At 41.4% G+C, this 12,088-nt stretch carries 12 protein-coding genes and 1 pseudogene; all 13 read left to right on the plus strand.

The features are described 5' to 3' along the window. The first annotated feature begins 1 nt into the window (after nt 1). The 13 genes and pseudogenes from rfbD (at nt 2) to L3J70_07635 (ending at nt 11,952) form a co-directional block, all read left to right on the plus strand. On the plus strand, nt 2-895 hold the full coding sequence (gene rfbD / locus L3J70_07575) for a dTDP-4-dehydrorhamnose reductase (protein MCF6236217.1): 894 nt from the start codon (nt 2-4) through the stop codon (nt 893-895). Beyond that, nucleotides 892-1,956, plus strand: a complete 1,065-nt coding sequence (gene rfbB, locus L3J70_07580; protein MCF6236218.1) for a dTDP-glucose 4,6-dehydratase — start codon at nt 892-894, stop codon at nt 1,954-1,956. Before rfbD ends, rfbB begins: the two co-directional genes overlap by 4 nt. 111 nt (nt 1,957-2,067) lie before the next feature. Continuing rightward, on the plus strand, nt 2,068-2,298 hold the full coding sequence (locus L3J70_07585) for a DUF6364 family protein (GenBank protein ID MCF6236219.1): 231 nt from the start codon (nt 2,068-2,070) through the stop codon (nt 2,296-2,298). Beyond that, the gene (locus L3J70_07590; GenBank protein ID MCF6236220.1) at nt 2,291-2,710 is read left to right on the plus strand and encodes a PIN domain-containing protein; all 420 of its coding nucleotides are present in this window, start codon (nt 2,291-2,293) and stop codon (nt 2,708-2,710) included. The genes L3J70_07585 and L3J70_07590 overlap by 8 nt, the downstream gene beginning before the upstream one ends. A 64-nt stretch (nt 2,711-2,774) precedes the next feature. Beyond that, nucleotides 2,775-2,912 (plus strand): annotated as a pseudogene (locus tag L3J70_07595) (dTDP-glucose 4,6-dehydratase). Nucleotides 2,913-2,944: 32 nt separating this feature from the next. Continuing rightward, complete coding sequence (locus L3J70_07600) at nt 2,945-4,090, plus strand: DegT/DnrJ/EryC1/StrS family aminotransferase (GenBank protein ID MCF6236221.1); 1,146 nt, start codon at nt 2,945-2,947, stop codon at nt 4,088-4,090. Between the two features lie 2 nt (nt 4,091-4,092). Then, the gene (locus L3J70_07605) at nt 4,093-5,085 is read left to right on the plus strand and encodes a GNAT family N-acetyltransferase (protein ID MCF6236222.1); all 993 of its coding nucleotides are present in this window, start codon (nt 4,093-4,095) and stop codon (nt 5,083-5,085) included. Beyond that, nucleotides 5,082-5,633 (plus strand): hypothetical protein, encoded by a 552-nt coding sequence (locus L3J70_07610; protein MCF6236223.1) that lies wholly within the window; start codon nt 5,082-5,084, stop codon nt 5,631-5,633. The genes L3J70_07605 and L3J70_07610 overlap by 4 nt, the downstream gene beginning before the upstream one ends. Before the next feature lie 167 nt (nt 5,634-5,800). Then, nucleotides 5,801-7,249, plus strand: a complete 1,449-nt coding sequence (locus L3J70_07615) for an MOP flippase family protein (GenBank protein MCF6236224.1) — start codon at nt 5,801-5,803, stop codon at nt 7,247-7,249. 7 nt (nt 7,250-7,256) lie between these two features. Next, nucleotides 7,257-8,447 (plus strand): glycosyltransferase, encoded by a 1,191-nt coding sequence (locus L3J70_07620; GenBank protein MCF6236225.1) that lies wholly within the window; start codon nt 7,257-7,259, stop codon nt 8,445-8,447. Beyond that, nucleotides 8,448-9,692 (plus strand): hypothetical protein, encoded by a 1,245-nt coding sequence (locus L3J70_07625; protein MCF6236226.1) that lies wholly within the window; start codon nt 8,448-8,450, stop codon nt 9,690-9,692. Further along, nucleotides 9,689-11,008, plus strand: a complete 1,320-nt coding sequence (locus L3J70_07630) for a hypothetical protein (GenBank protein MCF6236227.1) — start codon at nt 9,689-9,691, stop codon at nt 11,006-11,008. Before L3J70_07625 ends, L3J70_07630 begins: the two co-directional genes overlap by 4 nt. Next, entirely contained in the window at nt 11,005-11,952 is a 948-nt protein-coding gene (locus L3J70_07635) for a glycosyltransferase (GenBank protein MCF6236228.1), read from the plus strand. The genes L3J70_07630 and L3J70_07635 overlap by 4 nt, the downstream gene beginning before the upstream one ends. Nucleotides 11,953-12,088 lie beyond the last annotated feature (136 nt).

Consider the following 12,088-nt stretch of genomic DNA (forward strand, 5'->3'; position numbering starts at 1 on the left):
GATGCGTATATTAATTACAGGTTGTAATGGCCAGGTCGGAACAGAGCTGGTCAAACAAGGTCAAGCACTCAATCATGAGATAGTTGCCTTTGACCAAGACCGACTGGACATCACCCAGGCGGACAGTGTTCAAAAAATAGTCAACGAACACCAGCCCGACATAATCGTCAATGCAGCTGCCTATACTGCCGTAGATAAAGCTGAGCAAGAAATAGAAGTTGCGTACGCAGTAAACAAAGAAGGCGCAACCAACTTGGCAGTGATCAGTCAAGCACTCAATATACCTTTATTTCACATCTCCACCGATTACATCTTTGATGGCAAAAAACAACAAGCCTACAAAGAAGACGATCCAGCCAGCCCGACCGGAGTTTACGGGCAAAGCAAATGGCAAGGAGAACAAGCCATAAGAGAAATACTCAAAAAATATATTATTTTAAGAGTGAGCTGGGTGTTTGCAACAGAAGGCAACAACTTCGTCAAAACCATGTTCAGACTTGCCATTGAGCGAGATGAAATCAGTGTCGTCGCTGATCAGCACGGCGGCCCCACCTGCGCTGCGGATATCGCAAGCACACTATTAAAGCTCGCAGAGCAAGCGCTATCAGAAAAAGATCAAACATCATTTCCTTGGGGAACCTATCACTACAGCGGTACACCAACAACAACCTGGCACGGTTTTGCAGAAAAAATACTCACACAAGGCAAAAAAATGGGTTTAATAAAAATAATACCCAAGCTCAACGCCATCACCACCGCAGACTATCCAACCCCTGCGGTACGACCCGAAAACTCAAAACTAGATTGCAGTAAGATCAAGAAAATATTTGATATAGAGCAACCCGACTGGCAAGCCGCTTTAAATAACACACTAAAAGAGTGGAAAAAATTATGAGCCACCAAGCCAGACGACTGTTCGTGACGGGTGCTGCCGGATTTATCGGCTCAAACTTCGTACACTACTGGTTAAAACAAAATTCCGAGAGCACAGTGGTTGCCCTTGATGCCCTTACCTATGCGGGAAATCGAGCAAACCTAGACTCAGTTGAAGGCCAAAAAAACTTCAGTTTCGTTCATGCCGATATCCTCGAAACCGATCGCATCGAACAACTGCTGCGAGAAGAGAAAATCGATACCCTCGTACACTTTGCAGCAGAATCACACGTAGATCGCTCCATCCACGGCCCTGATGCCTTTCTGAAAACAAACATTGAAGGTACACACTCACTGCTAAAAGCAGCCAAAAAAGTCTGGCTTGACGATAAAAAAACAGCGCATCGCTTTCACCACGTCTCCACCGATGAAGTCTACGGCACACTCGAACCCAAAGCCCCAGCCTTTACGGAGCAACACCAATACCAGCCTAACTCACCCTATGCGGCGAGCAAGGCAGCATCGGATCACATTGTGCGCAGTTACCAACATACATACGGCCTCAACACCACAATCAGCAACTGCTCCAATAATTACGGGTCGTATCACTTTCCGGAAAAACTGATCCCATTAACTATAGTTAACTGCCTGGAAGGCAAACCACTGCCGATCTACGGAGATGGCAAACAGATACGTGACTGGCTCTATGTAGAAGACCACTGCCAAGGTATAGAGTTGATACTCAAAAAAGGCAAAATCGGAGAAGTCTATAATATCGGAGGCAACAACGAATGGGCCAATATCGATATAGTTAACCTAGTCTGTGAACTGATGGATGAGCATCATCCTAAAGGAGCGCCCCATAACAAATTAATCAATCACGTCACTGATCGCCTAGGACATGATAGACGCTATGCAATCAATGCCTCAAAGATAATGAATGAATTGGGTTATCAACCAAAAGAGACTTTTGAGACGGGGATTAAAAAAACTATTCAATGGTATCTAAATAACGAAAACTGGTGGCGCGAGGTGATGGATGGAAGTTATAAAAAGTGGCTGGATAGGAATTATTCAAAATAGCATTTATATACGCCTTTAATAAAAGAGATCAAGCGGACTGGCATCCTTGATGCGCTTGATCAATCTCACGATTACGACCATAATAAGGGTTAAACTTAATAGGGGTGTATCATGACAAATATTACACTAAATATAGATGATGAAGTCATCAAAAAGGTTAGGAAAATAGCAATTGATGAAAATAGCACTATGACTGCAATGATAAGGGATTTTCTTCAATCTGTTGCCGAGCGTGAAAATCCAGAAAAGGAACGTAAAATCAATAGGCTGGAAAGAAGTTTTGACCTTTTAGGGCGGGATATGGGGAAACGTAGCTGGACTAGAGAAGATCTTTATGACTGAAGGTGTATTTTTTGACACCAATATCTTGGTGTATGCCTATGATACTTCAGATCCTGCAAAACAAAAAATTGCAAAGGATTTGATTCTGAAAAATATTAGAAATGCCCAAGGTTGGTTGTCGATTCAGGTTTTTGGCGAGTTTTTCAATGTGGTTACTAAACGAATCCCAGAACCCTTAACCAGTGAAGAAGCAAGAGAAGCCATTAGTGCATTATCTTTATTGAAAATTACAAAAATGGATATGAAGCTTGTATACCGAGCCATTGACACGCACCAAAAATATGGGACGACTTACTGGGATTCGATGATAATTTCTGCTGCTGAAAGATCCAAATGTTCCAGACTCTTTTCTGAAGATTTTAATTCATCACAAAAATACTATGGAATAATTGCAGATAATCCTTTTTTGTAAATGGCTACTTAATGGAGTGGATAGTTCTCATTGATTATAAAGATCAAGCTGACCTCTTGATACTAAAGAGTTGGACTGTAAACCTGAAAAAATTTTTGAGGCGGGGATCAGGAAGACTGTGCAGTGGTATCTTGATAATGAAAATTGGTGGCATAGGGTGATGGATGGCAGTTATCAAAACTGGATTGAGAAAAATTACTAGCATGAATCAGTTACATTTGAGCGGAGAATAAAATGAGAAAAGAGTTGCTGGTTTATGGTTCCCCTGCCATTGAGAATGCCGAAATAGAGGAAGTCATTGCCGTAATGGAAAGTGGCTGGCTCGGTACTGGCCCTAAGGTGGCTCAGTTCGAACGGGATTTTTCCGAGTATAAGGAAATAGAGAATGCAGTGGCACTAAATTCCTGCACTGCTGCTCTGCACCTTAGTATTTTGGCTGCGGGCATTAGAGCAGGGGATGAAGTAATTACTACACCACTCACCTTCTGTGCGACGATTAATGCCATTATTCATGCTGGAGCCACTCCAGTGCTGGCTGATGTTAATCCAGTAACTATGAATATTGATCCGAATGAGGTGCAAGCAAAAATTACTTCCAGAACCAAGGCGATTCTCCCCGTTCATTTTGCGGGGCGGTCTTGCGATATGGACGCTCTATGTGAGATTGCCAATAAGCATGAACTTAAAATTATTGAAGATTGTGCTCACGCTATAGAAACTGAATATCATGGACAAAAGGCAGGTACTTTTGGTGATTTTGGTTGTTTCAGTTTTTATGTGACCAAAAATATTGTCACAGGTGAAGGTGGCATGGTGATCACAACGTGTGAGGAAGATGCCGCACGTATCAAAATGTTGGGTTTGCACGGTATGAGTAAAGATGCCTGGAAGCGCTTTGGCGATGAGGGGTACAAACATTATCAAGTGGTGGAGTGTGGTTACAAATACAACATGATGGATCTACAAGCAGCCATCGGTATCCACCAGTTGCGAAGAGTTGAGACGTACTGGTTGAAACGTCAGGAAATATGGCAAAGTTACAATGAGGCTTTTGCCGATCTGCCTATTACTTTACCGGCACAAATTGAAGCAGATACCCGTCACGCCTACCACCTCTATACCATTTTGATCGGCGAACAGCATTGTGGTATTAGCCGGGATGAGTTTCTTGGTGCCATGTCGGCACGAAATATTGGTGTGGGGGTGCACTACCTCAGTATTCCCGAACACCCTTACTATCAACAGACATTTGGCTGGAAGCCAGAAGACTATCCGCACGCGATGAGCATTGGACGGCAGACGATAAGTTTACCTTTGTCTGCGAAATTGACGGATAAGGATGTGACGGATGTGATTGATGTGGTAGGGGAGGTTTTATAAAAATGGAATTGAGGATTGTGGAAGAACGATTGCCTTCTGCAGAAGAGTGGGGTCGTGTTTGGGAAGAGTGTGATTATGCAACCTACTATCATTCTCGTGAATGGGCAGAGGTATGGCAAAAATATACTCAAGGAAAATTGAGACCTGAAGCGAAGCTTATTACGTTTTCAGATGGAAAGTCAGCGCTATTAACATTTTCGTCGCAACAGGTATTAAAGGGGCTTGTCAAACAATATATGTTGTCCCCAGCAGGAACATTTGGTGGCTGGCTATCAGCTAGTGAACTATTGGAGAGTCATGCAAGTATTTTGCATGGATATATCGCAGCTAATTATAAAAATTTAACATGGCGATTAAATCCTTATAATTCCTTTGAGCATAATCTAAATACTAAAAATATAAAGAGCGATGAAACCCATGTTTTGGACTTGAAATGTGGTTTCGAGACGATATACAAAGGATGGACAAAGGGGCATGCTTCCGCCGCACGCAAAGCACGCAAAGCAGGGGTTGAAATTAGAGAGGCAATTACACTTCAAGATTGGAAGGATTATTATGAAATTTATGAAGGTTCGCTAAAGAGGTGGGGTGACTCTGTATCATCTAGATATGACTGGATGCTTTTTCGAAATATGTATGATCTTTCGTCATCTAATATAAAACTTTGGTTGGCCATATATGATGATCAAGTTGTCGCGGGGGCATTATGTCTTTATGCAAAAAAACATGTAGGTTATTGGCATGGGGCAGCTTCGGCTGAGTATTTTAAAATGCGTCCTGTCAATCTGTTAATGTATGAAATAATCAAAAACTCCTCTGAACATGGTTATCGGTGGTTTGATTTTAATCCTAGCGGTGCTCATGAAGGGGTACGGAGTTTTAAAAGGAGTTTTGGTGCAAAGGAACTTGTTTGTCCTGTCATCCAGGTTCATTCTTTTGGATTTAAGGTCATCTCAAGAGTAGCAAGTATAATTAGTAAAGTGAAAAAAGCATGAGCCGAATAAAGGTGATATTCAGGCATCTCAAGAATTTTTGGAGTGAGTGTAAGTCTTCGTCTTATGTGCTTAAAAAATTTCCTACTGTTTCTATTGAGCAGAGGGTGATGTTTAAAGGCGATATTAGGAACCTTCAGTTAGGGCTAAGTGTTAAAATTCAATCAGGAACAATATTTCATTTAGGTGGAATGGACTGGTGTGACTTTGCTGGGGCAATTGTGATTGGCGATGGTAGCATTATTTCTCCAAACTGCGTGATCTATGGGTGCGGATATGGAGGAGTGCATATTGGTGAAAGGTTTGATTGTGGTCCAAATGTTTCCATCTTTGCTAGTAGAACAGATTATTCTAAAGACATTAACCATCATATTTTTGAAGCTGTCCTTATAGGTAGTGATGTTACTGTATTTGCAAACGTAGTAATCAGCCCTGGTGTTATTATTGGGTCTGGAGCTGTTATCGCTGCTGGCTCAGTCGTTACCACCGATATTCCTGAAAATGTATTTGCTGGAGGCATTCCTGCAAGAGTAATTCGAAAGCAGGCGTAAAACAAACTATGTTCAGACTAATTAATGCTTCTACAAATTTTTTTTTGGCTCAAGTGATTCTTCAGAGTACACTTAAAAAAATTAAGGATATTAGTTGTATCCTGGATCGTATTGACAAAAGCGAACAATGGGCATGGATGTATATGGTAGTCGTCAGGAAGTTATAAATGTCACTTACACAAGCGGCAGTGGGAGGTGTTCGCTGGACTACGCTCTCTATGATACTGGTTACCATAACCCAGGTAATACGCTTGGTAGTATTGGGTCGTATTCTGGGGCCGGAAGCATTTGGTTTGTTGGCGATGATGTTAGTTGTAATAGGCTTTGCAGAATTGTTTGCTCAGATGGGCTTGAGTGAAGCGATTATTCAGCGACCTAACCCAACGGATATTGAACTATCCAGCCTCTACTGGCTTAATATTGCGCTAGGTGGTTTGTTGTACGTCGTATTGTTGCTGATAACTCCAGCCGTTGCTGCTCTTTATTCCACTCCAGAGCTGAACCAGTTACTACCGTGGGTTGCGCTCGCTTTTCTTATTTCGCCTTGGGGAGTTCAGTTCAAGGCGTTGCTGCAAAAGCAGCTTCAGTTTAAGCCGTTGGCTATCATTGAAATTTTTGCCGTAGTTGTTGGGACTGTGTTGGCTATTATGTTGGCATGGAAGGGGTATGGGGTATGGTCACTTGTGTGGGGGCAATTGGCTCAGAGTTCAGTGATAGCTCTGTCGTTGGTTTTTGTGGGGTGGCAACGGAAAATGTTACCCAGTTTCTATTTTAATTATATGGCTGTTAAATCTTACCTGTCATTTGGTTTACATTTAATGGGGGCAAATGTACTAAATTATTTTAACTCCCGTATCGATCAATTAGTTATTGGAGTATTACTGGGTTCTCAAGCACTAGGCTATTACAGTATGGCTTTTAATTTGGTACTGCAACCTATTTCCAAAATCAACCCTGTATTAACCCAGGTTGCTTTTCCCATACTTGCCAAGGTGAGCTCTGACAAAGTAAGGCTCAAACGAGGGTACTTCAGAATGTTAGACTTATTGACAAGTATTAATGCACCTGTGTTGATGGGGGTTGCCGCTATGGCACCCGTATTGATTCCTGTTGTATTGGGAGAGCAATGGTTGCCTATTGTTCCTTTGATTCAGGTGCTCGCCCTATTTTCACTGATACGTTCTACGGGTAATGCTGGAGGGAGTTTGCTTCTCGCGTGTGGTCGTGCAGATTGGTCATTTTACTGGAATTTGATGTTGTTTACCTTTATTCCGTTGACAATATTTATAGGGGCTAAAGTTGGGGGGCTTCAAGGGGTTGCATGGTCATTGCTGGGTTTACAAGCACTTTTGTTGTTTGCTTGGTATTATTCGATAGTTAAAAGGTTGCTTGGAAATTGTTTTTCAGGGTTTATTGGCTCGATGATTAAGCCAGTCATTTTTGCTGTACCTATGGTTGGGGTAGTTGTTGGTATAACACCACTTTTATCAACATTGCCAGCGGTCGCTCAATTGACTCTTCAGGTTCTGTTTGGAGGGGCGACCTATGTTGGTCTTTACTTTGTTTTCAGGAAAGAGTTTGTGAAAGAGCAGTTGCAACTATTTTTTAAGCGGTAATAAAGAAATGAGCCATTCAAAAATTGAAAGTCAGTATAAAAAAATGAAGGTGGTTCATAGCTTTCCCGTTTGGCTGCCGCAGACGCAGACCTGGATGTATAGTCAGGTTAAGCAGATGCAGCGACTCGGTGTGGAAGCTCATGTAGTTTGTGAACGTACTGAAAATCTGGATCAATTTTCGGTTGAAAATCTCCATTGCCTGGAATATGAATCACGCTTTAGGCAGGTGTGGGATAAAGGGCTACGTAAATTAAGAGTTCGTCGGTACCTGAATTATTTGGTGAAAATTAGCAGGAAATCTGGCACAAATATTATTCACTCTCACTTCGGTAACGTAGGGTGGGCAAACCTCGGAGCAATTCGAAAGCTCAAAGCTAAACATGTGGTGACTTTTTACGGACTGGATGTAAATAAACTTCCAATGCAGCGCCCCGTTTGGCGAGAGCGGTATCGTCAATTATTTAGTGAAGTTGATTTGGTGTTGTGTGAAGGTTCGCACATGGCTGAGTGTGTAGTGAGGCTGCTAGGTTGTCCTAGTCATAAAGTTAAAGTTCAACATCTTGGTGTTGATGTAGATAGTATTCTATTTCAGCCTCGTAGTTGGTGTATCGATGAGCCTTTGAAGGTATTGATTGCCGCCTCATTTCGTGAAAAAAAAGGTATCCCTTATGCGATTAAGGCACTACAAGTTGTTGCTCGTAAGATACCTATTCAATTGACGATCATTGGTGATGCAGGACAGGATCTGGAGAGCCACCGGGAAAAAGAATTTATTCTTTCGGAATTAGAGCATAGTGGTCTGAAAGAGCATACTCGATTACTTGGTTACCAAACCCATCAATCAATGTTAAAAGAGGCTTATAATCATCACTTTTTTCTACAGCCGAGTGTTACTGCAAAAGATGGGGATACCGAAGGTGGTGCACCAGTTTCTATCATTGAGATGTTAGCAACGGGTATGCCGGTAGTGGCAACCACTCACTGCGATATTCCTGAGGTCGTGGGTTCTGCATTTGCTAATTTTTTAGCACCGGAACGTGATGTTAAGAAACTAGCTGAATGCATACATTCACTGATATCTAAATCAGACGATTGGTTGAGTTTGACAAAAGAAGGGCGCAAGCATATAGAAAGTGAGTATCATCAAGTACGCCAGGCAGAGCATTTGGCTGATTATTATAACGAGATATCTAAATAAATGAAAAAAGCAGTTATCTTTGCTCCTTTCTGGCGACAAGCAGGCCATGTGGGTAATTATCGGATTGATCGTTTCGTGCGCTGGTTGGCTGCGGAAGGTTTTTATATTGTTCTGGTTCGTGCAGGCTCTGTTACAGGGCAGCGCTCTGAAGCGTGGGGAGAAGAGTTGACTGTTCGGGATCCATTAGGGCTTTATCGTGATGTTGAGCCGGATGGTAAGCCAGTTAAAACGCGTAAACCGAATAGGCTACGTCGCTTATTGGCATACTTGCTGTTTTGTCCCGATCCAGGTATTCAGTGGGCTCGTGCAGCAGGTAAACACCCAACGGTATTAGAACACTCATCTGGAGCTTCATTTGTGCTTTCATCAAGTCCACCTGAATCAGCCCATATAGGTGCTGCTATTTTAGCTAAAAATTTGAAGTCTGAACTGATTGTTGATATGCGAGATGGATGGTTAGATGAACCATTGAAGCCACTTTTACGTGATTCAAGGTTACAGCGATGGCGTGAAGCTAGACTTGAACGTACAGTACTAGAGCAGGCGAATAAAATATTTGTTACATCACCTGTCTGGAAGTCCCTTTTAAACGGTCGCTTGCCATTGACCCAAGATAAAACAGTTGTTTTAACCAATGGTTATCCCCCTGATGGGCTGTTTAACTTAACACAAATAATTAACCGCTCCGAAAGTGATCCAATTAAGTTGGTTCATGCAGGGCGATTTACTGGATCTAGGCTTTCTCAAAAGGTTGGTCACTTACTTGAGGCGCTGTTTTTGGGTCTGGAAAGTAGCAAAGCCTGTGGTGTTGTTACATTGCTTGGAAAACTAGAGGCGACAGATGTAGATGAGGTCGCGTTGTGGAAAGAGCGATTTAAATCTAAAGGCTGGGTAATCGAGATTAAGAATGCTGTACCACGCGATGAAATGATGATGATTCTTCAGCAGGCTGATGGGCTTTTGCTTTTGTCTGTATCACAAGCGGCAATACCCAGTAAGTTATTCGAATACTTACCTCTTATAAAGCCAGTTTTTACTGTAACAACACAGTCGGGTGCGGTATGGAGTGTTGGGCAATTATTGGAACAACTCTTTTTAACAGACTATAGAAATCCTGATGGTTTGGTGGCTGAATCATTTATTTCTGCCTGTGAAATAATTACAGATAATAGTTATGATGTTCCACCTCAATTTTCTGAAGCAGCACTTTCAAAAATTTTTATTAAACATGTTGTCACGATATGAATATTGATATTCGAAAATGGTTTTTCCAATACCGATATGAATGGTTGGTATGGCCTGCGTATATTTTGTTTTTTATGATGCTATTTGTACCTACAACTTATCAGCCAATTAAAGCTATTTTACTGGCAATAATTTTAATGATGATTTGCATTGCTTTATTAAGGCACGGCACGGTGCATCTGCACATGGATATTTTACGATGGACATTATTTATGATGTGTATTGGGTTGGTGTTTATAGTGGTAGGTGTGCTGAATAATGCTCCTGGTGCTTTGCGAGTGAGTACTGTGTATGTGTTATGGCCTTTTGTTTATATGCTTTTGATTGCAGGGATTAGTAGTAAAAAAATCATAGACGGTCTTTTTAAGGTAATGGTTTTTTCGATGATAATTATTTCATTGTATACCATTCTTTTTTTGTTACATGCCATTGGATGGCTTCCTGAATTTCTTTATTTGAAATTAGATATGGGGCAGGCTATTGGGATTTATAAAGGCTATATAGAATATAGGCTTTATAACATATCATCACTTAACTTCTTAGTGCCTTTTCTTATTGCTATGGTGCTTATTTGGCCTGTTAATAAGGATACATCTGTTTTTAGGTTATGGTTATGGATTGCCTGTTTTCTCGGTATTGTGATTGCGATTTTGAGTGGTCGCCGGGCTGTTTGGCTAATATTGGCAATTTCTCCGTTGATTGTAATAATAGCGAGAATGTTTATGGCCAGACAATTCCGGGTTGCTACCAGTAGGAAGTTTTGGCGCTTAGTTACAGGTTTATCGATGATGGTAGGCACTTTGTTTTTCTTTGGTACTCTAGTGGCTGGTCTGGATGTTGTAATGATATGGGGGCAGTTGGTTGCTGGATTTAAATTTAGTGGCGGGGGAGTAGGTGAATCGTTGCGTGCTGAGCAATTTTTTGCACTACTTGATGCGTGGCAGAAAAACCCATTTTTTGGTGCAGGTCATGGCGCATCAGCTTCTGCTTCTATACGCTCTATAGATATGCCTTGGGCTTATGAGTTGAGTTATGTTGCATTATTATTCCAAACAGGGTTAATCGGGTTTCTTTTTTATAGTGTTGGAGTGATTTGGATATTTTGGATGAGCTTGAAAATTATGCACTCTGATCACTGGTTGAATGTGTATATGTTGCCCGTTTTTGTAGGCACTGTTTGTTTTTTGATTGCAAATGCGACTAACCCATATCTAGCAAAGTTTGATTATATCTGGGTAATATTTTTGCCAGTCGGTCTGATTAATATTTGGTTGTTAGATACAGGTAATATCAATAATTCTGAAAAAAAACTATGAATGCATCACTAGATATAATTATTGTTAACTGGAATGCTGGGCAGCAATTGCGCGACTGTTTAGAGTCTATTATCTTGGCTCAGAATAGTGGTGTTTCACTAGGTCGTGTAGTCGTGGTGGATAATGGCTCAAGCGACTCTTCACTTAAGGGTCTAGACTCCCTTTCTTTACCTCTTGATATTGTTCTTAATTCAGTTAACCGTGGTTTTGGTGCGGCCTGTAACCAAGGAGCGGCTCTATGTAATTCTCGTTACCTTCTTTTTTTGAACCCTGATACTAAGCTTTTTGATAATTCATTGGATATACCTATGGCCTTTATGGAAAATGAAGTGAACAAAGGTGTAGGTATTTGTGGGATTCAGTTGGTGGATGAAAAAGGGCAAGTTGCTCGTACCTGTGCATACTTTCCTTCTCTATCACGATTTTTTACTCAGGCCGTTGGGCTTAATAAACTCCAAGGGCTAAGAGGAAGCGGTGTGCATATGGATGAATGGAATCATTATTCGGATAAATTAGTCGACCACGTGATTGGAGCTTTCTTTTTCATGCGTCGGACTATGTTTGAATCCTTAAGTGGGTTTGATGAACGGTTCTTTGTATATCTTGAGGACGTTGACTTTTCACTGCGTGCTAAACAGTCAGGCTGGGAAACGTCTTACCTCACTGAAGCACAAGCTTTTCATCTGGGTGGAGGTACATCAAGCCAAGTAAAAGCACACCGACTTTTTTATTCATTACGTAGCCGTTTGTTATATGGATTTAAGCACTTTTCGCCATTTCAAGCTTGGGTTTTTTTGGGGGTGACATTGTTTTTAGAACCACTTAATCGCTTGGTTTTCTCACTACTTCGTGGCGGAACACAAGATGTAAGTAATACCTGGCGTGGTTACAGGATGTTGTATCGTGATTTGCCTAATATTTTTGATAAATCTAAAATTTCTTAAATATGAGAGTTCTTTTATTAAGCCGTTATGGAAGGCTCGGCGCGAGCAGCCGAGTTCGATCGCTGCAGTACTTGCCCTTCTTTAACTCAAAAGGCTGGAAAGTTGATGTGAGTGCCTTATTTAGCGACAGTTATTT

This window comes from Gammaproteobacteria bacterium (assembly GCA_021648145.1).
Classification (GTDB): domain Bacteria; phylum Pseudomonadota; class Gammaproteobacteria; order JAADGQ01; family JAADGQ01; genus S141-38.

Excerpts from the sequence above, each read along its gene's own strand:
- L3J70_07630 (MCF6236227.1), top strand. The coding sequence starts at position 9,689 with ATGAATATTGATATTCGAAAATGGTTTTTCCAATACCGATATGAATGG.
- L3J70_07600 (MCF6236221.1), top strand. The coding sequence starts at position 2,945 with ATGAGAAAAGAGTTGCTGGTTTATGGTTCCCCTGCCATTGAGAATGCC.
- L3J70_07625 (MCF6236226.1), top strand. The coding sequence starts at position 8,448 with ATGAAAAAAGCAGTTATCTTTGCTCCTTTCTGGCGACAAGCAGGCCAT.
- L3J70_07605 (MCF6236222.1), top strand. The coding sequence starts at position 4,093 with ATGGAATTGAGGATTGTGGAAGAACGATTGCCTTCTGCAGAAGAGTGG.
- L3J70_07615 (MCF6236224.1), top strand. The coding sequence starts at position 5,801 with ATGTCACTTACACAAGCGGCAGTGGGAGGTGTTCGCTGGACTACGCTC.
- L3J70_07610 (MCF6236223.1), top strand. The coding sequence starts at position 5,082 with ATGAGCCGAATAAAGGTGATATTCAGGCATCTCAAGAATTTTTGGAGT.
- rfbB (MCF6236218.1), top strand. The coding sequence starts at position 892 with ATGAGCCACCAAGCCAGACGACTGTTCGTGACGGGTGCTGCCGGATTT.
- L3J70_07585 (MCF6236219.1), top strand. The coding sequence starts at position 2,068 with ATGACAAATATTACACTAAATATAGATGATGAAGTCATCAAAAAGGTT.
- L3J70_07635 (MCF6236228.1), top strand. The coding sequence starts at position 11,005 with ATGAATGCATCACTAGATATAATTATTGTTAACTGGAATGCTGGGCAG.
- rfbD (MCF6236217.1), top strand. The coding sequence starts at position 2 with ATGCGTATATTAATTACAGGTTGTAATGGCCAGGTCGGAACAGAGCTG.
- L3J70_07620 (MCF6236225.1), top strand. The coding sequence starts at position 7,257 with ATGAGCCATTCAAAAATTGAAAGTCAGTATAAAAAAATGAAGGTGGTT.
- L3J70_07590 (MCF6236220.1), top strand. The coding sequence starts at position 2,291 with ATGACTGAAGGTGTATTTTTTGACACCAATATCTTGGTGTATGCCTAT.